23 protein-coding genes are annotated in these 22,063 nt (G+C 70.1%); 9 read left to right on the forward strand and 14 right to left on the reverse strand.

The genetic code is table 11. The annotated features are described in order from the left end of the window. Nucleotides 1-47: 47 nt before the first annotated feature. Genes ACI1V7_RS06165 through ACI1V7_RS06175 form a run of 3 tightly spaced genes read right to left on the reverse strand, consistent with a single transcriptional unit; the run spans nucleotide 48 to nucleotide 3,467 of the window. Nucleotides 48-1,121 carry a DUF4380 domain-containing protein gene (locus tag ACI1V7_RS06165; protein WP_404530863.1) on the reverse strand — a complete coding sequence of 358 codons (1,074 nt, stop codon included), beginning with the start codon at nucleotides 1,119-1,121 and terminating at the stop codon, nucleotides 48-50. Nucleotides 1,122-1,166: 45 nt separating this feature from the next. After that, nucleotides 1,167-2,147, reverse strand: coding sequence for a response regulator (locus ACI1V7_RS06170; protein ID WP_404530864.1), 981 nt, complete (start codon nucleotides 2,145-2,147; stop codon nucleotides 1,167-1,169). 9 nt (nucleotides 2,148-2,156) lie between these two features. After that, on the reverse strand, nucleotides 2,157-3,467 hold the full coding sequence (locus tag ACI1V7_RS06175) for a sensor histidine kinase (protein WP_404530865.1): 1,311 nt from the start codon (nucleotides 3,465-3,467) through the stop codon (nucleotides 2,157-2,159). Between the two features lie 155 nt (nucleotides 3,468-3,622). On the opposite strand from ACI1V7_RS06175, the gene cqsA reads away from it, so the two are divergent. Further along, nucleotides 3,623-4,879 (forward strand): alpha-hydroxyketone-type quorum-sensing autoinducer synthase, encoded by a 1,257-nt coding sequence (gene cqsA, locus ACI1V7_RS06180; RefSeq protein ID WP_404530866.1) that lies wholly within the window; start codon nucleotides 3,623-3,625, stop codon nucleotides 4,877-4,879. A 215-nt stretch (nucleotides 4,880-5,094) separates the two neighbouring features. On the opposite strand, the gene ACI1V7_RS06185 is transcribed toward cqsA, so the two are convergent. Both ACI1V7_RS06185 and ACI1V7_RS06190 read right to left on the reverse strand, forming a co-directional pair. After that, a complete protein-coding gene (locus ACI1V7_RS06185; protein ID WP_404530867.1) occupies nucleotides 5,095-7,311 on the reverse strand; it encodes an NADP-dependent malic enzyme in 2,217 nt (738 codons plus the stop codon). A gap of 199 nt (nucleotides 7,312-7,510) precedes the next feature. After that, the gene (locus ACI1V7_RS06190) at nucleotides 7,511-8,140 is read right to left on the reverse strand and encodes a flavin reductase family protein (RefSeq protein WP_404530868.1); all 630 of its coding nucleotides are present in this window, start codon (nucleotides 8,138-8,140) and stop codon (nucleotides 7,511-7,513) included. Nucleotides 8,141-8,347: 207 nt separating this feature from the next. Here ACI1V7_RS06190 and ACI1V7_RS06195 point away from each other — a divergent pair, with 207 nt between their 5' ends. Genes ACI1V7_RS06195 through ACI1V7_RS06215 form a run of 5 tightly spaced genes read left to right on the forward strand, consistent with a single transcriptional unit; the run spans nucleotide 8,348 to nucleotide 11,847 of the window. Beyond that, nucleotides 8,348-9,364, forward strand: coding sequence for an acyl-CoA dehydrogenase (locus ACI1V7_RS06195; RefSeq protein ID WP_404530869.1), 1,017 nt, complete (start codon nucleotides 8,348-8,350; stop codon nucleotides 9,362-9,364). After that, on the forward strand, nucleotides 9,352-10,149 hold the full coding sequence (locus tag ACI1V7_RS06200) for a PIG-L deacetylase family protein (RefSeq protein ID WP_404530870.1): 798 nt from the start codon (nucleotides 9,352-9,354) through the stop codon (nucleotides 10,147-10,149). The genes ACI1V7_RS06195 and ACI1V7_RS06200 overlap by 13 nt, the downstream gene beginning before the upstream one ends. Then, complete coding sequence (locus ACI1V7_RS06205; RefSeq protein WP_404530871.1) at nucleotides 10,112-10,717, forward strand: methyltransferase domain-containing protein; 606 nt, start codon at nucleotides 10,112-10,114, stop codon at nucleotides 10,715-10,717. Before ACI1V7_RS06200 ends, ACI1V7_RS06205 begins: the two co-directional genes overlap by 38 nt. Then, nucleotides 10,714-11,406, forward strand: a complete 693-nt coding sequence (locus ACI1V7_RS06210; RefSeq protein WP_404530872.1) for a glycosyltransferase family 2 protein — start codon at nucleotides 10,714-10,716, stop codon at nucleotides 11,404-11,406. Before ACI1V7_RS06205 ends, ACI1V7_RS06210 begins: the two co-directional genes overlap by 4 nt. Before the next feature lie 54 nt (nucleotides 11,407-11,460). Beyond that, nucleotides 11,461-11,847: a VOC family protein gene (locus tag ACI1V7_RS06215; RefSeq protein WP_404530873.1), complete on the forward strand. Its 387-nt coding sequence runs from the start codon at nucleotides 11,461-11,463 to the stop codon at nucleotides 11,845-11,847. A gap of 16 nt (nucleotides 11,848-11,863) precedes the next feature. Here ACI1V7_RS06215 and ACI1V7_RS06220 read toward each other — a convergent pair whose 3' ends face one another. From ACI1V7_RS06220 to ACI1V7_RS06250, 7 genes are all read right to left on the reverse strand, one after another. Further along, nucleotides 11,864-12,055 carry a hypothetical protein gene (locus ACI1V7_RS06220; protein WP_404530874.1) on the reverse strand — a complete coding sequence of 64 codons (192 nt, stop codon included), beginning with the start codon at nucleotides 12,053-12,055 and terminating at the stop codon, nucleotides 11,864-11,866. Between the two features lie 79 nt (nucleotides 12,056-12,134). Further along, nucleotides 12,135-12,260, reverse strand: coding sequence for a hypothetical protein (locus tag ACI1V7_RS06225; protein ID WP_404530875.1), 126 nt, complete (start codon nucleotides 12,258-12,260; stop codon nucleotides 12,135-12,137). 122 nt (nucleotides 12,261-12,382) lie between these two features. Beyond that, complete coding sequence (locus tag ACI1V7_RS06230) at nucleotides 12,383-13,258, reverse strand: proteasome-type protease (protein WP_404530876.1); 876 nt, start codon at nucleotides 13,256-13,258, stop codon at nucleotides 12,383-12,385. Nucleotides 13,259-13,290: 32 nt separating this feature from the next. Then, the gene (locus ACI1V7_RS06235) at nucleotides 13,291-14,103 is read right to left on the reverse strand and encodes a transglutaminase family protein (protein ID WP_404530877.1); all 813 of its coding nucleotides are present in this window, start codon (nucleotides 14,101-14,103) and stop codon (nucleotides 13,291-13,293) included. A 2-nt stretch (nucleotides 14,104-14,105) separates the two neighbouring features. Next, on the reverse strand, nucleotides 14,106-15,065 hold the full coding sequence (locus tag ACI1V7_RS06240) for an alpha-E domain-containing protein (RefSeq protein ID WP_404531549.1): 960 nt from the start codon (nucleotides 15,063-15,065) through the stop codon (nucleotides 14,106-14,108). Then, nucleotides 15,065-16,477, reverse strand: coding sequence for a circularly permuted type 2 ATP-grasp protein (locus tag ACI1V7_RS06245; RefSeq protein ID WP_404530878.1), 1,413 nt, complete (start codon nucleotides 16,475-16,477; stop codon nucleotides 15,065-15,067). The genes ACI1V7_RS06240 and ACI1V7_RS06245 overlap by 1 nt, the downstream gene beginning before the upstream one ends. Before the next feature lie 216 nt (nucleotides 16,478-16,693). Further along, nucleotides 16,694-17,344: a DNA-binding protein gene (locus ACI1V7_RS06250; protein ID WP_404530879.1), complete on the reverse strand. Its 651-nt coding sequence runs from the start codon at nucleotides 17,342-17,344 to the stop codon at nucleotides 16,694-16,696. A 105-nt stretch (nucleotides 17,345-17,449) separates the two neighbouring features. Here ACI1V7_RS06250 and ACI1V7_RS06255 point away from each other — a divergent pair, with 105 nt between their 5' ends. The 3 genes from ACI1V7_RS06255 (at nucleotide 17,450) to ACI1V7_RS06265 (ending at nucleotide 19,410) form a co-directional block, all read left to right on the forward strand. After that, nucleotides 17,450-18,439 carry an alpha/beta hydrolase gene (locus tag ACI1V7_RS06255; RefSeq protein WP_404530880.1) on the forward strand — a complete coding sequence of 330 codons (990 nt, stop codon included), beginning with the start codon at nucleotides 17,450-17,452 and terminating at the stop codon, nucleotides 18,437-18,439. 91 nt (nucleotides 18,440-18,530) lie between these two features. Further along, the gene (locus tag ACI1V7_RS06260) at nucleotides 18,531-18,938 is read left to right on the forward strand and encodes a VOC family protein (RefSeq protein ID WP_404530881.1); all 408 of its coding nucleotides are present in this window, start codon (nucleotides 18,531-18,533) and stop codon (nucleotides 18,936-18,938) included. 193 nt (nucleotides 18,939-19,131) lie between these two features. Continuing rightward, nucleotides 19,132-19,410, forward strand: coding sequence for a hypothetical protein (locus ACI1V7_RS06265; RefSeq protein ID WP_404530882.1), 279 nt, complete (start codon nucleotides 19,132-19,134; stop codon nucleotides 19,408-19,410). A gap of 64 nt (nucleotides 19,411-19,474) precedes the next feature. Here ACI1V7_RS06265 and ACI1V7_RS06270 read toward each other — a convergent pair whose 3' ends face one another. Further along, complete coding sequence (locus tag ACI1V7_RS06270) at nucleotides 19,475-20,452, reverse strand: HDOD domain-containing protein (protein ID WP_404530883.1); 978 nt, start codon at nucleotides 20,450-20,452, stop codon at nucleotides 19,475-19,477. 179 nt (nucleotides 20,453-20,631) lie between these two features. Continuing rightward, a complete protein-coding gene (locus tag ACI1V7_RS06275) occupies nucleotides 20,632-21,945 on the reverse strand; it encodes an FAD-dependent oxidoreductase (RefSeq protein ID WP_404530884.1) in 1,314 nt (437 codons plus the stop codon). Nucleotides 21,946-22,063: the final 118 nt, after the last annotated feature.

Here is a 22,063-nt window from a genome sequence, read left to right on the forward strand (position 1 = left end):
GCCACAGCTTGCCGCGCCGTGCCCGGCAGCGGCCGGTCATCGCGCGCCTAGAGCCCGTCCAGGCCCAGCGCGCGGGCGTGCGTGCGCAGGAACGCGAGGTGGCCGGCGCGCGTGGCGGGACCGTCGTAGGGCAGGATCGTCCACAGTTCGTGCGCCTGCATCGCCGCCCTTGGCGCGAGCCGACGGTAGGGCGCATGCACTTCCATCTCCAGGATGCCCTCGTCCGGCCGGCCGGGGACGACGTCGTGGTACAGCTCGACCTGGCCCTGGTCCGGGTGGATGGCGCTGCGCGGCTGGTGCGGGAACTGGATCACCAGTACCTGGCCGGCGCGAAAGCCCGCCATCCAGCCGGCCGCCGGCTGCAGGAAGATCTTGCCCTTGCGCGCGGCGTCCGGCGCGTCCGCGGCCGGCAGGTCGAGCGCGAACAGTCCTCCCTCCAGGGCGAAGCGGGGCGCGGGCCGGTCCTTCTCCGCCGCCTCCACGCGCACGTCGGCTCGCGCGGCCACCGGCACGTAGACGGCCGTGTCGGCATGGGCGCGGGTATTGAACCAGATGTCCCAGGCGACCTCGGTGTCGCGCGCGTTGGTGGCGCGCACGTCCAGGCGCAGGCTGTTCGGCCGGCCGGGGACGAGGGAATAGCGCTTGTCGAGCGACACCCCGCTCACGGGGCTGGCCGGCCCGCGCAGGGCCAGGACGCCCGGCGCATCCTCGACGACGGTCGTGTTCGACAGCCCCAGCCAGGGATCGGGCGGCCAGACCGCCCCGTCCGCCGCCCGTTGCGGGTTCAGGCGCTGGTCCACCCACCATTGCTTCTGCGGTCCGACCCAGACTTCGTGGCCGAGGTAGCCGATATTGTCGCCGGACGCGTCGACCCGCGGTTCCGCCGGCCCCGCGCCGGCATCGAAGCGCAGGAAGCTGGGACGGCCGGCCAGGCCGAAAGCCAGCAGGCGTCCGCCGATCCGCTCGGCGACCGTGGCCTGCACGGTGCCGTTGGCCAGCGTATGGACGCGCAAGGCCGCGACGGGTTCCGCCGTCGACACGGCTGCGGATTCGGCGGCATGGGACGGTGCGAGCAGGGGAAGCAGGGCGGCGAGCAGGCTGGCAGTGCGGACACGGGTCATGATGGACGCGAACGGTGGCAAGGGGACCACAGCATAGCGCAAACCTCAGCTGTCCAGGCGCCGGTAGTCCGCGAACGATGCCGGCGGTGCCAGGAAGCCGGGCCGGCCCTCGAACAGTGCCCAGTAATAGCGCTGCCGGCCCTCGCAGACGCGCGCCGGGGCCGTCCGGCGGTACCAGTCCTTGCTGAAGGCGGGCGAATACATGCCGTCGCCCTCGCTGAAATTCGGGATCACGACGCGCCGCTCGAGTGCTTCCAGCAGCGAGGGCGGCGCGCCGCTGTCGCGCGCCATTTCCAGGTGGGCGGCCATGGTCTGGTCGGTCTCCACGACCAGCGTCCAGCATTTGCCTTCGCGGTCCAGCATCAGGAAGCCGGCCGGGTCGTGGACGAGGTAATGCTCGACGATGCCGCAGCAGGCGACGGTCTGCTCGACCAGCGTGGCGATGGCGGGATCGTCGATGAAGCCCCACCCGTGCAGCGGCAGCAGCGCGCGCAGGGCGTCCGCCTGTTCCAGGAAGTAGGCCTGCTGCAGCGTGTCGAGCTCGGCGTCCAGGCGGTCGAGCGCATCGTGGTCGCTCTTGCGGATGTAGCGGTCGATCAGGCCGCGGTTGAAGGCGTCGATGGCGATACGCTCGTCGGCGGCTCCGGTGAGGAGGATGCGGCGGCACGGCAGGCCGCGCACCGCCTCGCAGACCTGGATGCCGTTCAGGCCCGGCATCGAGTAGTCGACGACGAGCACGGACGGCGTGGCGAAGCGCCGGGCGTCGCCGACGATGCGGCAGATCCGCTCGACGTGCAGCGCCACGTTGAGCGGCTGGGCCGCGAAGGTGTCGATGCCGGGCGAGAAGAAGTGCGCGGGGGCGCTGGCGCGGCTGCGTTCGCGCAGCCAGGCGATGGCCGCGAGCGCATCGCCGAAGGTGCGGGCCGGCAGGTGCTCGCCCAGCTGGAAGCGCACGCTGTCGAGGAAGCTGGTGTTGTCGTCGACGAGGACGACGGTGCTCGGATGCTGGTAGAGGGGAAGTGCCATGGCGATCGTTCAGGGGGCGGCCGCGCGCGGGAACGCGACGGCGAAGACGGTATAGGTGCGCTCGCGCGAGCGGCAGCGGATGGTGCCATGCCAGGCGCGCACGATGTCGCGGCACAGCGCCAGGCCGATGCCGGCGCCGGAGCCGGGCGGGTTCGAATGGAAGCGCTCGAAGATCAGGGGCAGCTGGCGCGCCGGGATGCCGCAGCCGCTGTCCATGACGAGCAGGCGCGGATGGGCGCGGGCGCCGTCGATGACGATCCTGACCCGGCCCGCGCTGCCGCCGCGGCCTCCCGTGCGTTCGGCCCGCTGCAGCGCCTTGAGGGCGTTGCGAAGGAGGTTCAGCAGCAGTACCGCGCACAGGTCGTCGCGGCCGGCGAAGCAGAAGTCGCGCCGCACCACGACTTCGACCATGCCGCGCTGGGCGCCGCTGGCGAACGGGTAGCGGTCGATGGCGGCCTCCACCACGCGCGCCATCGACAGCGCCTCGGTGGGCGCCAGCTCGCGCTCCAGCGCCGTCGCCGATGCGAGGAACAGGTCGATCAGGCGGTTCATGTGGCGCACGTCGTAGCGGATCCTTTCCAGGGCCGCGTCGACGCCGGGCGCCAGACCCTGCGTACCGGGGCGCCGGGCCACCCGCTCGATGCCGCGCACGTTCGCGGCCACGCCCATCAGCGGCGTGCGCAGTTCATGCGACACCAGCGCCAGCGCCTGCGCCATCCCGGCCAGCTTTTCGCGCGCCAGCACGCGCCGTCCCAGCTTGGTCACCGACACCACCGCGATCGTGAACAGGTAGATCGGCGCCTGCTCGACCATGTGGGTCTGCGCCAGCGGCGTGCCGTCGCCGTTTGCCACGAACAGGGCGGCGGCGGCCAGCGTCCCGGCGGCGAACGAGGCCAGCGCCCACCACCAGTCGAAGTGGAACAGCACGATCAGCGCGGCCAGCAGCGACTGGGCCCACACGGCCGATCCGCCGTTCATCAGGAACATATAGGTGAAAAAGAAGGGCAGGACATACGTGACGCCGACGAATTCATAGGCGCGCAGCAGCGTGTTGTCCTTGACGTGGTGGGCGAACAGGGCCGGCACGCACAGGGCCATGCCAAGGGCGCGCAGCAGCGGGCTTTCGTAGGGCTGGGGGAACCACGTCGTCCACACCAGGTAGTAGGCCGGCATCCCGAGGAAGCCGATCCAGGCCAGCAGGCGCAGGCGGGTGGCGACCATGGCGTGCTGCTGCTCCTGTACCAGCAGCCATTTGAGCAGCAGGTGCTTGAACTGGCCGGAGCGCACGGCGCCGGCGATACCGCTCGCGAGGGAGTTCATTGTGACTTTGCATCCACAAAATTGATCTGACGCAACCTGAGCCGATGGTGACGTAAATGGCATACGCGACGTTGATCTCGATCAATAGTGCGCGCATGACTTATCCACCCGTCAATGGGAATTGCAAAATGACTACTTTTTTGGAGGAAAAAACGATGATCGATTTCGCATCCCAAGCGGGTACCCCGTTCACTGCGCGTCCGGCCCGCCCGGCCAGCCACGAACTGCCGTCCTTCGTCACGCGGCGCATGGACGAGCACTACGTGACCCGCGTCGAGCAATTGCTCGGCGGCGAGCACATGCATGTCTGGAAGCGTCCCGGCCCCGGCGCCGTCATGCTGGCCGGGAACGACTACCTGTGCATCGCCAGCGACCCGGCGCTGGTGCGGGCGCAGGTGGCCTGCCTGGAGAACAATGCGGGCCAGGCGCTGATGTCGTCGGTGTTCCTGCAGGCGGGCAGCGCCCAGCACCGGCTGGAAGCGAAATTCGCGGAGTACCTGGGCGCCGAGGACACGGTGCTGGCCCAATCCGGCTGGGCCGCCAACGTCGGCCTGCTGCAAAGCCTGGCGGAACCGGGCGTGCCGGTCTACCTGGACATGATGGCCCATGCCTCCCTGTGGGAGGGCGTGCAGTCGGCGCAGGCGCTGGGCGTGCCTTTCCTGCACAACGACGCCGGCCACCTGGCACGCCAGGTCGCCAAGCACGGGCGCGGCGTGGTCGTGATCGACGCGCTGTACAGCACCAACGGCAGCGTCGCGCCGCTGCGCGACGTGGTCGAGATCGCGGAAAGGAGCGGCAGCATCCTGGTGGTGGACGAATCCCATTCGCTCGGCACGCACGGGCCGGAAGGCGCAGGCATCGTCATCGCCATGGGGCTCGAGGACCGCGTGCACTTCCGTACCGCCTCGCTGGCCAAGGCCTTCGCCGGACGCGCGGGCCTGATCACTTGTTCGAGCCGCTTCAAGGGCTACTTCCTGTCGGCGTCGCGTCCCGCCATCTTCAGTTCCTGCCTGTTGAACCACGAGCTGGCCTTCTTCGACGCGGCCATCGACCTGGTGCGCGGCGCCGACGGGCGGCGCGAGGCGCTGCGCCGCATCACGGTGGAAGTACGCGAACGGCTGGCGCGCCTGGGCTATTGCATCGACGACGGGACGGAGCAGATCGTGGCGCTCGAAGCGGGGCCGGAACCGAAGACGCTCGTCCTGCGCAAGGCGCTGGAGGAGCGCGGCATCCAGGGCGCCGTGTTCTGCGCGCCGGCCACGGCCAAGAACCGCTCGCTGGTGCGCCTGACGCTCAATTGCGGCCTGGGGGCCGGGGAGATCGACAAGCTGGTGGACGCTTGCGCGGACATGCGGGAGGAGGTGGACCTGGAAAACTGGAGCTCGTCGGCGCGGCGGCGACGGGTGCATTGAGCGGGGGAGTGCCGAAGCCGCCACGTATGATAAGACACCGTCGCCCCTGCGCAGGCAGGGGCCCAATTTTCGTGCCGAGGCAGCGCTGAGGAATTGGGCCCCCGCCTTCGCGGGGGCGACGTGCTATTGCTGCGGATGGAGGCTTGACGCACCCCGTGCAGGAGTGCCTATCGCACCCCGTGCAGGAGTGCCTATCGCACCCCGTGCAGGAGTGCCTATCGCACTCCTGCACCCGCCAGCGCCGTCATGTTGACGATGCGGCGCACGGTCGCACTCGGGCTCAGGATGTGCACGGGCTTGGCGGCGCCCAGCAGGATCGGGCCGACGGTCACGCCCTTGCCCGACGTGACCTTGAGCACGTTGAACAGGATGTTGGCGGCGTCCAGCGACGGCATCACCAGCAGGTTGGCCGCGCCGGCGAAGCCGCCTTCGGCTTCCTGCGGCTGGTACAGGCGACGGATGTCTTCCGACAGCGCGGCGTCGCCGTGCACTTCGCCGATCACCTGCAGCTCGGGGCTGCTCGCGGCCAGCAGGGCGCGCGCCTCGCGCATCTTGACGGCCGACGGACGCTCGGACGAGCCGAAGATCGAGTGCGACAGCAGGGCGGCCTTCGGCTCCACGCCGAAGTGCACCATCGCGTCGGCGGCCAGGCGGGTGATCGCCGCGAGCTCCTGCGCGTTGGGGTTGTCGTTGACGTAGGTGTCGGTGATGAACAGCGTCATCTTGTCCAGCACCAGCGCGTTCATCGCGGCCAGCGTCTCGGCGCCCGGCGCCAGGCCGATCTCGCTCTTCACGTGCGTCAGGTGGCTGTCGTAGCTGCCCTTCATGCCGCAGATCAGCGCATCGGCCTGGCCGGCGTTGACGAGGCGCGCGGCCTGCAGGGTGGCGTCGATGCCCGCTTCCGGCTCGACCAGCGCGTAATCGACTTCGCGGCGCAGGCGCAGGCCCGACGCCTTGACGGCGGCCTCGATCTCGGCGGCGGCGCCGATCAGCACCGGGCGCGCCAGGCCCTGGTCGACCACCGTCTGCACGGCGCGCAGCACGCGCTGGTCGGTCGCTTCGGCGTAGGCGACGCGGCGCGGCAGGGCCTTGGCCTTGGAGAACACGGGCTTCATGAAGAAGCCGGTGTGGTAGATCATCTCGCCCAGCTTGTCGCGGTAGGCGTCCATGTCCTCGATCGGGCGGGTCGCGACGCCCGACGCGGCGGCGGCGGCGGCCACGGCCGGGGCGATCGCCGCCATCAGGCGCGGGTCGAACGGTTTCGGGATGATGTAGTCGGGACCGAACGTCAGGTCCTGGCCCGCGTAGGCGGCGGCGACGGCGTCGTTGGCTTCCGCTTCGGCCAGCGCCGCGATCGCGGTCACGCAGGCGAGCTTCATCTCGTCCGTGATGCGGGTCGCGCCGCAATCCAGCGCGCCGCGGAAGATGTAGGGGAAGCACAGCACGTTGTTGACCTGGTTCGGATAGTCCGAACGGCCGGTCGCCACGATGCAGTCCGGACGCGCGGCCTTCGCCACTTCCGGGCGGATTTCCGGTTCCGGGTTGGCCAGCGCCAGGATGATGGGGCTGTCGGCCATGGTCTTGACCATCGGCGCGGTCAGCACGCCGGCGGTGGAGCAGCCCAGGAAGACGTCGGCGCCGGCGACGATGTCAGCCAGTGTACGCGCGTCGGTCGCCTGCGCATAGCGCGCCTTGTTGGCTTCCATGTTCGCTTCGCGGCCCTGCCAGATGACGCCCTTGGAATCGGTGACGTAGATGTTCTGCTGCTGCACGCCCAGGCTGACCATCATGTCCAGGCAGGCGATGGCCGCGGCGCCCGCGCCGGAGCACACCAGCTTGACGCTGCCGATGTCCTTGCCCACGACCTTCAGCGCGTTGAGCAGGGCGGCGCTGGAGATGATGGCGGTGCCGTGCTGGTCGTCGTGGAAGACGGGGATGTTCATGCGCTCGCGCAGCTTCTTCTCGATGTAGAAGCACTCGGGCGCCTTGATGTCCTCGAGGTTGATGCCGCCCACCGTGGGCTCGAGCATCGCGATGGCCTCCACCAGCTTGTCCGGATCGTTCTCGGCCAGTTCCAGGTCGAACACGTCGACGCCGGCGAATTTCTTGAACAGGCAGCCTTTGCCTTCCATGACGGGCTTGGACGCCAGCGGGCCGATATTGCCCAGGCCCAGGACGGCGGTACCGTTCGAGATCACGGCGACCAGGTTGCCGCGCGACGTGTATTCGGCGGCCATGGCCGGGTCGGCGGCGATCTCTTCGCAGGCATAGGCCACGCCAGGCGAATAGGCCAGCGACAGGTCGCGCTGGTTGGACAGCGGCTTCGTCGCGACGACTTCGATCTTGCCGCGCACGGGGCTGCGGTGATACTCGAGCGCGTCCGCGCGCAACTGGGTGTCCCTGGATTCGTCCTGACTGCTTTCGATACTCATTGTTGCTCCTATGCCGATGGTCCGGCCGATGGTTGATCTGATGCTTCGATGCCGGGTCGACGGGCGGCGCGGCGCAGGTCTTGTTGTTCGTGCGCGCGGCTTGCCGCCGGCCGATTGCCGGCGCGGGGCAGCCATCATACGTGATCGCGGCGTTTTTGGTGACTGAACGATCGTGCTATTAAATAGCGCGTTCGCGGGCTCAGGATTTCGCGCCGGGGCGGAACATGTGAAAAAGTTGCTCCGGACCGATGGCGAAGTAGTCGGAGGGCCCGCCGCCGCGCAGCACGTGGCCGGCGTTGGCCGTGTCGTAGATGCCGTCCTTGAGCAGGCTGCGGTCGATGTGTACGCCGACCACTTCGCCCAGCACCAGCCATGCCTGCACCGCCTGCCCATCCTGGCCCTGCAGCTGGATCAGCTGGGTGCAGCGGCATTCGAACGACACGGGACTCTCGGCCACGCGCGGCGCCGCGACGATGCGCGAGGGGGCAGGGGCGAGGCCGGCCAGCGCGAACTCGTCCACGTCGGGACCGACGGCGGCGGAGGTGGCGTTCATGCGTTCGGCGAGCGGACGGGTGACGAGGTTCCAGGTGAATTCGCGCGTGGCTTCGATGTTCCTGACGCTGTCCTTCAGGCTCGTGCTGGAGAAGCCGACGATGGGCGGCGTGTAGTTGAAGGCGTTGAAGAAGCTGTACGGGGCGAGGTTCGGCACGCCGTCGGCGGACTGCGAGCCGATCCAGCCGATGGGGCGGGGACCGACGATGGCGTTGAACGGGTCGTGCGGCAGGCCATGGCCCAGGCGCGGTTCGTAGAAATGGATGGCTTCCGGCATTGGTGCTCCTGTGGTTGAGGCGGAAACGATACCGCATCCGGGCGTCGCGCGCCTGTCGTCTCCTGATTGCAACTAACCGACACGCCGTCGACGTGAACGTCGAAAGGCGAGCCACCATCGCCGATGAGCGTACTCAGCCGTGCGTAGCCGTTCTGTTCAATTTGTTATGATGCATATATTGCAACTTCTCAGCGGCATCCTGTTGCCATGCACGACGCACGACCGTTACCGCCAGCTTCCTTGGAAGACCACTTGTCCCGTCTTGCCGGCATGGATCCGGGCGCGGCCCTGCGCAGCCTCAATGCTGCGGGACTGGACCGGCTGCCGCTGCCCGGCAGCGGCGCCACGCTCGCGCGCTGGCAGGCGCTTGCGGCCATCGGCGCCCACGACCTGAGCGTCGCCAAGCTGTATGAAGGCCATACCGATGCGCTGGCGATCCTGGCCGAGGCGGGCGCCCCGCAGGCGGAGCAATCCGCGACCTGGGCCACCTGGTGCGCGGAACCGCCGGATGCGCGCGTGCTGCTGCGCCGGGAAGGGGATGGCCGCTACACGCTGGATGGCCGCAAGGCCTGGTGTTCTGGCGCGCTCGACGTCAGTCACGCCGTCGTCAGCTGCTGGAACGAGGCGGGGGAAGCGATGCTGGCCGCCGTCGACCTGCGCCAGGCCGACGTGCGGGTGACGGAGGACGGGTGGGATGCGGTCGGCATGGCCGGCTCGCGCAGCGTCGACGTCCTGTTCGACCGTGCCCGTGCCGTGCCGCTGGGCGGGCCGGGATTCTACGTCGGCCGCGCCGGGTTCTGGCACGGCGGCGCTGGCGTGGCCGCCTGCTGGTTCGGCGCGGCCACGGCGCTGGCGCAGGCGCTGCGTGCGCGCGTGGCGGCGCAGCCGGACCCGCACCGGCTGGCCCAGCTCGGCGAAGTGGCCGTGGCCCTGCAGGGCAGCGCGGCCCTGATGCGCGAGGCCGCCGCCGCCATCGACCGGGCGCCGTCCCGCGCTGGGATGCAGCTGGCCCTGTCGGTGCGGCTGAGCGTGGACGCGGCGGCCTCGCTGGTGCTGGCGCAGGCGGGCCGCGCGCTGGGGCCTGGCCCCATGTGCAAGGACGGCAGGCTCGCGCGCCTGTTCGCGGACCTGCCCGTGTTCATCCGCCAGAGCCATGCGGAGCGTGACCAGGAAGCCGTCGGGCGTCTCGTCGCCGCGGCCGGGGAGGCGCCATGGACGCTGTAGACCGTTCGCGCCACATCGCCGGCCTGGGCACGCCCGCGCACGCCTGGCGCGACGATGCCGCGCTGGCCCGGGTTCCGGCCGTCGGCCTCGACGACCTCGTGCCGCGAGGTGCGCGGGCCGTCGTCGTGGCGCCCCATCCGGACGACGAGATCCTGTCCTGCGGGGCCCTGCTGCATTTGCTGGGGCAGCACGGCCGGCCCTTCGCCGTCGTCGCCGTGACGGACGGGGAGGGCAGCCATGCCGGTTCCTCCGAGTGGCCCGTGGAGCGCCTGCGCGCGACGCGGCCGCGCGAATCGCTGGCGGCGCTGGACAGCCTGGGCATCGCGGCGCCGCGCCTCGTACGCCTGCACGTTCCCGACGGCGGCGTGACGGCGGCCGAGGAGGACGTGGCGTGGCGCCTGGCGGCACTGCTGCAGCCGGGCGACGTCGTCGTCACCACCTGGCGCTACGACGGCCACCCGGACCACGAGGCCACGGCGCGCGCCTGCGCCGCGGCGGCGCGCGCCGTCGGCGCGACCCTGCTCGAAGTGCCGGTCTGGGGCTGGCACTGGAGCGCGCCGGGCGACGGCGCCATTCCGTTCGACCGGGCGCGCAAGCTGTCCTTGCCGCCGGAGCTGGTCGAACGCAAGCGCGCGGCGATGGCCTGCTTCCATAGCCAGCTGACGGTGGACTCCAGTACCGGGGCCACGCCCATCGTGTTCCCGCAAGCGTTGGAACGCTTGCTCAATCCTTACGAACTGTATCTGCATGAACCTCGACCAACCGAGCCGGCAACGGCATTTTGAGGCCCTCTACGCGGCCGATGACGATCCCTGGCATGTGCGCGACGCCTGGTACGAGCGGCGCAAGCGCGCCATCCTGCTCGCGTCGCTGGGCAAGTCGCGCTACCGCAATGCTTTCGAACCCGGCTGCGGCAACGGCGAGATGAGCGCGGCGCTGGCGCAGCGCTGCGACCAGCTGCTGGCGTGCGACGGTTCCGCCAGCGCCGTGGCCGCGGCGCGGCGGCGCGTGGCGCAGGCCGGCGCGGAGCGGGGCCGGGTGCTTATGGAGCGGCGCAGCCTGCCCGCCGAGTGGCCGCGCGCAGCGGCCTTCGACCTCGTCGTCGTCAGCGAGCTGGCCTATTACTTCGAGCCCGCCGCGCTGGTCTCCCTGCTGTCGCTGGCCGGCGCCAGCGTGCAGGCCGACGGCGAGCTGGTGCTGTGCCACTACCTGCATGACTTCGACGACCGTGCCGCCTCCACCGAGCTCGTGCACGCGGCGGCGGCCCGCCTGCCCGGCTTCGTGCGCACGCTGCGGCACGCCGACGAGGACTTCCTCCTCGAGGTTTTCCGCAAGCAGGGAGGCAATCCATGATCGGCGTCGCCATTCCCGCCCACGACGAGGAAGCCGCGCTGGGCGACTGCCTGGACGCCATCCTGGCCGCGGCCGGCCATCTGGCGCTGCAGGGCGAGCCGGTGCGCGTGTGCGTCGTGCTCGATGCCTGCCGCGACGGCAGCGCTAGCGTCGTCCGCCGCCGCCGGCCCGCATTCGCCGCGGCGGGCGTGGGGCTCGACACGCTGGAAGTCGATGCGCGCCAGGTCGGCGTCGCGCGCGCGGCCGGCGCGAGGCACCTGCTGGAGGGCGGGGCGCGCTGGCTCGCGTTCACGGACGCCGACACGCGCGTGTCCCCGCAATGGCTGGCCGAGCAGCTGGCGCTGGGCGTCGACGTCGTGTGCGGCTCCGTCGCCGTCGACGACTGGTCACCGCACGGGAACAATGCCCAGCGCCTGCGCGAGCACTTCGCACGCAACTACCACGACCGCGACGGCCACCGCCACATCCACGGCGCCAACCTCGGCGTCAGCGCCGATGCCTACCGCGCCGCCGGCGGCTTCCAGAGCGTGTCCTGCCACGAGGACGTGCTGCTGGTGAAGGCGCTCGAAGCGATCGGCGCCCGTTTCGCCTGGAGCGCGCAGCCGCGCGTGTACACGAGCGCCCGCACGGATGCGCGCGCCCGCGACGGCTTCGGCGACACGCTGCTGAGGATGATCGCCGCGGCCTGACGTCGACGAAGTCTGCGTGCTGCTACAGCGGAGCTTTTCTGATCGGAGCGAACGATGAAACGCGTAACGGGTATCGGCGGTATCTTCTTCCATGCGAAAGATCCGGTCGCGCTGCGCGGCTGGTACAAGCGCCACCTGGGCATCGACGTGCAGGACTGGGGCGGCGCCACGTTCGACTGGTCCGACGGCGCCGGTACGCCGGCCGGCGGCACCACGACCTGGTCGATCGGCGCCGCCGGCAGCGACCACTTCGCGCCCGGCCTGGCGTCCTTCATGGTGAACTATCGCGTCGACGACCTGGATGCGCTGCTCCAGCTGCTGCGCGCCGAAGGCTGCCACGTGCTCGACAAGACCGAGGAGGGCGAATTCGGCAAGTTCGGCTGGGTGCTCGACCCGGAAGGCAACAAGGTCGAGCTGTGGCAGCCGCCGCCCGGGCAGTAGCCCGGGCCCGGCAGGCCTAGTCGCCCGGCCCTTCGCCCGGCATCGTGTCCGCCATCAGCCGCAGCTCTTCCGGCGTCAACTCGTCCGGCTTCTTGTCCTTCAAGCCGTCGACGTCATCGTGCTGCTGCTGCTGCTGCTGCGGTTCCGTGTCCTTCTGTTCCGGCTGGCCATCCTGCGCCTGCGCGGTGCTGTGCTGTTCCGTGTTCATGTCGAGCTCCCGCCAAATGTGGTCGGGCCAGTGTGGCACAGCGCACGGGCGTGCGGCGCGCGCCTCCGCTGCCGCGGGCTCACCCCCAGGCGAGCGACACGGCAAGATAGACGCACAGGGCGAGGGCGCTGGCGAGGGCGCAGGCGCGCTGCGTCCTGCGCGTGGCGGTGCGGGCTTCGTCCAGGCACTTCAGGCGGTCGATCATGGCAATCCTTTCGCAAACGGCGGGCACGCGGGGTACGTGCCGATGTGGCCGTCCAGGAATGCTAGCGGCAAGCGCATAAACGCCAGCGAAAAAGGGGGCGGGATCGTATATATGCGGCGTCCTCAGTGCTGGGCCGTGGACGCCGGCCCCTCGGCCAGCGATTGCACGGGAGCCGTCGGCTCGGCCGCGATCATGCCCGGCGGCAGGGCGATGCGCACGGGACGGTTGCCGCCGTTGGCCGAGGACAGCACGTTCTCGGTGGCGCCCGGCGCCGCGTTCCACACGGGCGCGTCGATGCCTTCGAACACGGCCTTCAATTGCTGGCCCCAGCTGTTGCGCAGCTGGCTGAAATACTGGTTCTGCTCGTCGATGGACACGAAGCGGGTCACGGCCAGCGCGCCGTCCTCGTACACGAGCAGGTCGAGCGGCAGGCCCACGGAGATGTTCGAGCGCAGCGTCGAATCCATCGAGATCAGCGCGCATTTGGCGGCATCGTCGAGCGTCGTGTGCGGCGTGACGACGCGGTCGAGGATCGGCTTGCCGTACTTCGCCTCGCCGATCTGGAAATAGGGGTTCTCGTCGTGCGACTCGATGAAGTTGCCCGCCGAGTAGACGTAGAACAGGCGGCAGCGTTCGCCCGCGATCTGGCCGCCGAAGATCAGGCTGACGTTGAAATCGACGCCGTATTCGGCCAGCTGTGCCGCTTCCTGCCTGTGGACGGCGCGCACGGCGTCGCCCACGATGCGGGCGGCGTCGTACATATTGGTCGCGTTCCAGATCGTCGCGCCCTCGGGACTGATGTAGGTGGACACGACCTGGCGGATCGCCTGGGAAATCGACAGGTTCCCGGCCGTCATCAGCACCATCATGCGGTCGCCCGGGTTCTCGAACACGCTCAGCTTGCGGAAGGTGCCGACCTGGTCGACCCCCGCATTGGTGCGCGAATCGGCCAGGAAGACCAGCCCCGCGTTCAGGCGCATGCCTACACAATAAGTCATTGGCGTATTTACCGAAAATAAGTGCGGCTATTTTACTGGACCGGGACGATCATGGCCTCGACCCGCATGGTTTCCTCGCCGCCGCCGCGGCGCATGCCGCGTACGGGCGCGGCCGATTCGTAGTCCCTGCCGATGGCAAGCCGGCAGTAGGCGTCCGTCATCAGCCGGTTGTGGGTGACGTCGATGCTGACCCAGCCCGTGTGGTCGGCGTCCTCGACCCAGACGTCGATCCAGGCGTGGCTGGCCGCATGCCCCGTCGACCCGGGATCGATATAGCCGGACACGTAGCGGGCCGGCACGCCGCGGGCGTGGCAGCAGGCCAGGTAGATGTGGGCGTGGTCCTGGCACACGCCGGCGCCCAGCACGATGGCGTCGCCCGCCGTGCTGAACACGTCGGTCGCACCGCTGCGGTACTCGACTGCACCGAAGATGTGCGCGGCCAGGTCCATGGCGGCGGCGGTGCCGACCCGCGCGCCCGCCGCGGGCAGGCAGCGGGCGGCGATGTCGGCCAGCAGCGGCGTGGGTTGCGTGAGCCGGGTCGGCACCGTGAAGATCAGCGGCGACAGGCTGTCGGCGGCTTCCAGACGGCCGTCCCTGAGCGGCGTGGTGGTGACGAGGCCCTCGACGACGATGCGCACGTTGTCGTGCGGTTCGTTCAGCGTCATCATGTGCGAATGGTTGCCGTAGGCGTCGACATAGGGCGCGCTGTTTCCCGGCATGGCGATCTTCCAGGACAGCACCTGCTGCTGCGGCTCGCTGCGCGGCACCAGGTGCAGCTGTTCGATGCTGTAGGCCTGCGGCTGGGTGTAGCGGTACAGGGTCTCGTGGCGGATGGACAGGTGCATGGTCAGGCTCCGAGGGGAACGAGGAAGTCGCGGCTGATGCCGTTGCCCAGTTCATAGACGTTTTCCATGAAGCGGCTCAGGGTGTCGTCCAGGCCGGCCTCGAGGATGTCCTCGATGCGCGCGAACTGCAGCTCGGCGTGCATCTTGCCGGCCAGGCGCTCCGTCTCGCGCGAGACGTCGTTGCGTACGGTCTTGAGGTTGGCCACCACCTGCTCCATGCAGGCGAGCAGGGAGCGCGGCATGTCGGCGCGCAGCATCAGGAGCTCGGCCACGCGCGCCGGCGTGATGGCGTCGCGGTAGACCTTGCGGTAGATCTCGAAGCCGGCCACGGAGCGCAGCAGGGCGGCCCAGTAATAGAATTCGCGCTGGGACAGCACCTCGCGGTTGGCGTCGGATCCGGCGCCGTCCTTGTCGCGGGCGCCGTGGTACTTCACGTCGAGCAGGCGCGCCGTGTTGTCGGCCCGTTCCAGGAAGGTGCCGAGGCGGATGAAGACCATCGCCTCGTCGTCGAGCATGGTGCCGAAGGTGACGCCGCGCCACAGGTGGCAGCGGTACTTCACCCAGTCGAAGAACTCGCCCGGGTCGCCGTCCAGCACGGCGCGCTCGCGCAGGCCGATCCAGGTGGCGTTGTGGGTCTCCCAGACCTCGGTGGTGAGCACGCCGCGCACGGCGCGGGCGTTCTCGCGCGCCGCCGTGAGGCAGGACACGATCGAGGACGGGTTGCCGCTGTCGTGCACCATGAAGGACAGCACGCTGCGGGCGTCCAGCACCTCGTGGCGGGCGTCGTAGGCGTCGCGCAGTTCGGAAATGCTCAGCATGGCGCGCCAGGCCTGTTCGGTGTCGTGCTGCGACTGCGGCAGCATCGAGGTCTGCAGCGCCACGTCGAGCATGCGCGCCGTGTTCTCGGCGCGCTCGGTGTAGCGCGCCATCCAGTACAAGTGGTCCGCGGTGCGGCTCAGCATCATGCCTCCAGAATCCAGGTGTCCTTGGTGCCGCCGCCCTGCGACGAGTTCACCACCAGCGAGCCTTCCTGCAGCGCCACGCGCGTCAGGCCGCCCGGCACCATCGAGATGGTCTTGCCGGACAGGACGAAGGGCCGCAGGTCGATGTGGCGCGGCGCGATGCCGCTGTCCACATAGGTCGGGCAGGCCGACAGGGCCAGCGTGGGCTGGGCGATGTAGCCGTCCGGCCTGGCCACGAGCCGCCGGCGGAAATCCTCGATCTGCGCCTGCGTCGACGCGGGGCCGATCAGCATGCCGTAGCCGCCGGCGCCGTGCACTTCCTTGACCACCAGCTGGCCCAGGTTGGCCAGCACGTAGGACAGCTCGTCCGGCTTGCGGCACTGCCAGGTCGGCACGTTGTTCAGCAGCGGTTCCTCCGACAGGTAGAAGCGGATCATGTCCGGCACGTAGGGGTAGATCGACTTGTCGTCGGCCACGCCGGTGCCGATGGCGTTGGCCAGCGTCACGCGGCCGGCGCGGTACACGGACAGCAGGCCCGGCACGCCCAGCGAGGAATCGGAGCGGAACGCGAGCGGATCGAGGAAGTCGTCGTCGAGGCGGCGGTAGATGACGTCGACGCGCTGGGGGCCGCGGATCGTGCGCATCCAGACGGCGTTGTCGTTCACGTACAGGTCCTTGCCCTCGACCAGCTCGACGCCCATCTGCTGGGCCAGGAAGGCGTGCTCGAAGTAGGCGGAGTTGTACATCCCCGGCGTCATGACGACGATCGTGGGGTCGAGCACGCCCGTCGGCGCGACCGAGCGCAGGTTCTCCAGCAGCATGTCGGGATAGTGCTCGACCGGCGCGACGCGGTGGCGCGCGAACAGTTCGGGGAACAGCCGCATCATCATCTTGCGGTCTTCCAGCATGTAGGACACGCCGGAAGGCACGCGCAGGTTGTCTTCCAGGACGTAGAACTCGCCCGCTCCGGCGCGCACGATGTCGACGCCGGCGATGTGGGCATAGATGTCGGAGGCGACGGCGATGCCCTGCATCTCGGGCCGGTACTGGGCGTTCTGGTAGATCTGGCGGGCCGGGATGATGCCGGCATTGATGATGTTCTGCTCGTGGTAGATGTCGTGCACGAACATGTTCAGCGCCTTGACGCGCTGGGCCAGGCCGGCCTGCAGCGCCGTCCACTCGTGCGCGGGGATGATGCGCGGGATCGTGTCGAAGGGGATCAGGCGCTCGGTGCCGGCGCCGTCGCCGTACACGGCGAAGGTGATGCCGACGCGGCGAAAGGTGAGGTCCGCCTCCGCGCGCTTGCGTTCGATGCGCTCGCGCGGCTGCTGCTGCAGCCAGCTGTCGAATTCCCGGTAGTGGTCGCGCACCGGGCCGGCGCCGTCCATCATCTCGTTGTAGAAGTCCCTCATGGCTTGTCCTTGGTTCGATACATGGCGATGTATCAAGAACCGTGCCAGAGGGAATGGGGGTGGCTTGCCCCTTATTGGTGCACGTTCCGGCGCGGACAGGAAGAACAGCCGCTTGCCCTGGACAACGTCGTCCCTGCGCAGGCAGGGATCCAGGCTCGTCAAGCGCAGTCGCTGCGCAAGCGACATGAGGCCCCTGCCTGCGCAGGGGCGACGGCGTCAGCGCTTGCGTGCCGCCTGCAGCTGCGCGCGCAGGTCGGCGTTTTCCGCCTCCAGCGCCGTGCGCGCCGTCGTGGCGCCCACCAGTTCCATCTCGGCGGCCAGGCGGCGGTCCGATTCGGCGGCCTGGGCGGCAACGTTGCGCTCGATCTCGGCGCGCAGGGCCGTCAGTTGCGCCTCCTTGCCGTCGATCGCCAGCTGGTCCTTGGCCTTGCTGACCAGCGCATCCATCGCGACCTGGCGCGCGTTGCGCAGCTCGGCGTTGAGGCGCTCGATGGCCTCGTCGCGGTCGGCCAGCTCGGCGCGCAGGGCTTCGCGTTCCGCTTCCAGCGCGTCGCCGGCGGCCAGCAGGGCGTCGCGGTCGGCGTCGGACTGGGCGAGTGCTTCGCGTTCGGCGGCGCCGGCGTCGTGCGCGAACTGGCGCGCCCACGCGGCCAGGTCGGCGACGAGCGATTCCGGCAGCGTGGCCGGCGGGACCTCGGCCGGCTTGCTATTGCTGGCACGCCACGCTGCCAGGTGCTTGTAGACGGCGTTCGGCGACCCGTTGCCCACGAAGGCACGCACCGCCTCGAGCGTCACCGGCTGGCCGCCGTCCTGCAGGCCCGCGGCCGCTGCGGCAACCTCGTCGTAGGTGATGTCCTGGTCTGCCATGTCGTTCGTCCGTTACGGTAGTTGAAGTGGCGCATATGATACGCGACGCGGGTGCGGTTGCGACAGTGTGCGCCGGCCTCGACTGCGGCTCGTTACACTAATGACATGAACGTCCTCCACCGCCCATCCGCCGCCGGCTTGCCCGTCGATGCCGCCACATTGGCCGAAGCGCGCGCCTTCAACCGCAAGCTCGCCTATGCGCCGCGCTTCCGCCTGACCAACGACTTCGTGTTGCGGCTGGGACAGGGCCTGCTGCGCCTGTCGCAGATCGGTGCCGACCGCAAGCTGGCGCGCCGCCGGCTGGCCGTGCGCGAGACGGAGGCCGTCGCGGACGGCTTGCGCGTTCCCGTCCGCATCCTGCGTCCGCCGGCCACGCCGCGCGCCGTCGTGCTGGACGTGCACGGCGGCGGCTGGGTGATCGGCAATGCGCGCATGGACGACGACCGCAACGCCGCGCTGGCGCTGGAGTGCCAGGCGCTGGTCGTCTCGGTCGACTACCGCCTGGCCACCGACGCGGCGATGCGCGACATCATGGACGATTGCCTGGCCGCCGCGCGCTGGACGCTGGACGGAGGCCTGGAAGAGGGCGGCGACCTGCCCGTGTTCCTCGTCGGGGAGTCGGCCGGCGGGCACCTGGCCGCGGCCACGCTGCTGCGCCTGAAGGCCTGGCCGGCGCTGTTCGCGCGGGTCAAGGGCGCGGTGCTGTTCTACGGCGTGTACGACCTGGCCGGCACGCCAAGCGTCCGCGCTGCCGGGCCGGAAACGCTGCTGCTGGACGGACCCGGCATGGTGCCCGACATGGCGCACCTGACGCGCGACGTCGACGACGCCGGCCGCCGCGCGCCGCCGCTGTCCCCGCTGTACGGCGACCTGGCCGGCATGCCGCCGGCGCTGATGTTCGGCGGCGAACTCGATCCGCTGCGCGACGACACGCGCGAAATGGCCGCCCGCTGGGCCGAGGCGGCGGAGGTCGAGATGCACCTGCTGCCGGAAGCCCCGCACGGCTTCATCCAGTTCCCCACCCGCATGGCGCAGCTGGCGCTGGCGCGGGCACGGCAGTGGATCTGCGAGCGTATCGACGGACGGACCGGCTAGCGCCAGCGATTCGCCCGTACCACGCAGGCTGCGATCATGGCGGCCTTCGTGGCGGCCTTCGATCTCGAGGGGCGCCGTGCCCCGTCATTCCATGCTCCATCACCTGTCACTCGGCGTGCGCGACCTCGGCGTCGCCACTGCCTCCTACGACGCCGTGCTAGGCGCGCTGGGCTATCGCCGCGTGTTCGACGACGACGATGCCGTCGGCTACGGCATCGAGGACGGCGAAGACCTGCTGTGCCTGAAGCTGCGCCCCGCGGCGGCCCCGCCCGGCGCCGGCTTCCACCTGGCATTCGCGGCACCGCGGCGCGCGGCGGTGGACCTGTTCCACGCGGCAGGACTGCAGGCCGGCGGACAGGACAACGGGGCGCCGGGCCTGTGCGAGGACGATGGTCCCACGTACTATGCGGCGTTCCTGGTCGACCCCGACGGCCACCCCATCGAAGCCGTATGCAAGGCGCCGGACGGCCGGCATGAAGCGGATGCACATGCCGCCTGAGCGTGCCTCCCCGCGCGGCGCCGACGGGAAAGTGTCGAAATTGTCGTAAAGACACGACAGAACCGCCGATAAAGGGGGACTATCGATTCCATGCAGAAATGGAATTTGACGAAACCGCTAAATGGCGGCATTATTGTTCCGTACAGAAACAAGACACGCCGCCGACCCTGGCGGGCAACCTGACGGATACCATATGACGACCATTCGCACCGCTGTTCTGGCCCTGCTGCTCGGCGCAGGCTCCCTGGGATCGGCTTTCGCCGCCGACGCGGGCCACGCGGCCGGCCAGCCGGTGCCGAAGCTCGCGTCGCCCGCCGCCGTCGCGCATGGCGATGCGGAGTTGCGCGCCGAGATGGACGAGCGCCTCGATCCCCGCGCGATCGCCGTGATCGCGTTGGGCATCGGCATGGCGGGCCTGGTCGCGGGCGCACGCCGCCGCAAGGCGCTGGAAGCGCTGCCGGGACCCGTGTGAGCAGCACGACTGCCAGGCAATGAAAAAAGCGCCCGCGGGCGCTTTTTTCATTGGGCGGTGCGCGTCAAGCTTCGGCCAACGCGTTCCCCAGCTTGGTCAGGCAGCGCCGCTGGAAGTTGTCCAGGCCGTCCGTGACGAGGTTGTCCTGTTCCGACAGCACGTTGCCGTCGATGAGCAGGCGCAGCTTGGCGATGCGGTCGCCGAGCGCCAGCGCGCGCGCCAGCGGCCGGTCGCCCGGATCGCCGGCGTGGGCGATGCTCTCGCACACCTCGATCGGGAATTCCCAGTGGGCCGCGATTTGCGAAGACAGGCGCCGGCTGAGCGCCTGCAGTTCCTCGCCGAAGGCGCGCGCGCCGGGAATGCGGCCATCCTCGCACACGCCGTCCGCCACGCGGAAGGCGACCACCAGGCCGACGTTCTGCAGCAGGCCGGCGAGATAGGCTTCGAAGGCGCCGGCCGTAACGCCGGGGGCCATGAGGCTGGCGGCCAGCGCGCAGCGTTCCGACTGGTTCCATACACTGGGCGCGGCCACGCGGGCGAAGCCGCCGGCCTGCATCTTGATGATCGGACGGAACGCGAGGCGCGCCAGCAGCATGCGCAAGCCGTCGTGGCCCAGGCGCCTGATCGCCGCATCGACCGTGCTGACCGGATCGAGCGAGCGGTAGTAGGCGCTGTTCGCTTCGCGGATCAGTTCCGCCACGAGCACCACGTCCTGCGAGGCCTGGCGCGCCATCTCCACGTGCGACACCGCGTCGTCGCCCAGGCTGGCCAGCAGCTGCGGGATCACTTCCGGCACGCGCGGCACCAGGTGCGCGGCCGCTCCCGCATCGTCCGCCAGGGCCGCTACTTCGGCCAGGATGCGGCGCTCGATCTCGGCCGGCGCCTGGTAGCCGTTCGATGCCGTCAGCCAGCGGTAGTAGGCGGCGTCGATCTCCGCGCCCGTGTCCACGTGTTCGGTGCCAGCCGCCGCCACGGCCAGCGCAGCCGCGCCGGTGCCGTCGCCTTGGGCGCCGCCGAGCAAACGATTCAACCAGTTCTTCATGTATGTCGCCTCGAAATCCCGCTCAAGCCGGCTGCATGGAGCGCCGGAGGAGGCATGGTGGTGCCCTCATGCGATCCGGGTAGTTTCTGGCCGGCAATACATCAGCGTAGCACGTGGGCGGGCACGGCGCCAGCCCCACGAGCGGTAATGCTGACGCAGATACCGGCCGGGCGTTCCCGTCAGGCGGCCTGGCCTGCCTCGGCGCACGCCAGGTGGGTGCCGAGCCGCTGGCCCAGGCACAGCAGCGTCAGCGTGGGCGGCAGGCCCCAGGGTTCGGGAATGACGGACGCGTCGCAGACGTACAGGCCCGGCGTGGCCGTGCGCAGGTCGGCGTCGACGACGTCGCCGATGCGCGCGCTGCCGCCGGGGTGGGCGGCGAAGTGGTGGCTGGAGAACAGATGGCGGGCGCCCGCTTCCTTGAGGATCGCCCGGGCGATCTCGGTGCCGTCGCAGAAGCGCGCGCGGTCGCTGTCGGTCAAGGTCTTGTCGACCCAGCGGGGACCGATGGCGCCGCCGACGGCATCGCGGATCTTGACCATGATGGACAGCGTGCGGCCGTGCGCGAACAGGCGGTCGACGCGGCCGGCCTGGGCGGCGAAGGCCTGGTACATCGGGCGCGGCAGCGTCAGGTCGGCCAGCGCGAACCCGTCGGCGTGCCACGCTGCGCCGGCTGCCATCGGGACCTCGGCGCCGCCATCCTCGCCCAGGTCGTCGACGCTGCCCATCACGGCGACCACCGGATCGCTGAAGAAGCGGGCCGGGCCTTCCATCAGCCCGGAGGCGCGCAGCAGGCGCGGACTGCCGATGCCGCCCGCCGCCAGCACGACGAGCGGGGCCAGGAAACGCGCCGGCTTGCCGTCGACGGTTGCCTCCACGCCGGCGGCGCGGCCGTCCTTCAGCAGCACGCGTTCGACCAGGACGTTGCTGCGCACGGCGAGGCCGGCGCGGCGGGCCTCGTCGACGAAGTCGCGCGCCGTCCACTTGGCGCCCGTCGGGCAGCCGTACACGCAGCGCCAGCAGCCGGCCCGGCACGACTGCGGACGGATCATCTTGTCGAGCTTGCGCCAGGGCAGGCCCAGTGCGCGCGCCGCGCCCATGATGCGGCGCGCCATCGGACCCACCAGCCCGTCCGGCAGCGGCGCCATCGGCAGTTCGGCGCGCAGTGCGGCCAGCGCCGGCTCGAGGTCGATTCCGTGCGCGGCGAACATGGCGGCCGGGGGCGGGGCCGCGGTGGCGAAATTCACGGTCGACGTGCCGCCCAGCGTCAGCGCGCGTACCAGCAGCGACGCGTCGCGGTGCAGGAACGCGCCCTTGCCCGGCACCGCCGCCATGCCGGCCATCTGGCCCAGCGTGCCGGCCAGCGGCGCATCGCCGCCGCGCTCGAGCAGCAACACCCGGGCACCGCGCCGCGTCAGTTCGCGCGCCGTCGCGGCGCCGCCGGGACCGCTGCCGACGACGATGGCATCGAGATGACGGGATGGTTGGGCTTGCATGGAGGTGGTGAGTGAAAGCAGGTCTGCCATGCTATCACGGGACGGGGCCCTGGCCGCCCTTGCGATCGGGTGGGGCGCCCGCAAGAACGGGGCGCGGCCAGCCCAGCCATATCGTGCA

It is taken from the genome of Massilia paldalensis, from assembly GCF_044901715.1.
Classification (GTDB): domain Bacteria; phylum Pseudomonadota; class Gammaproteobacteria; order Burkholderiales; family Burkholderiaceae_D; genus Telluria; species Telluria paldalensis.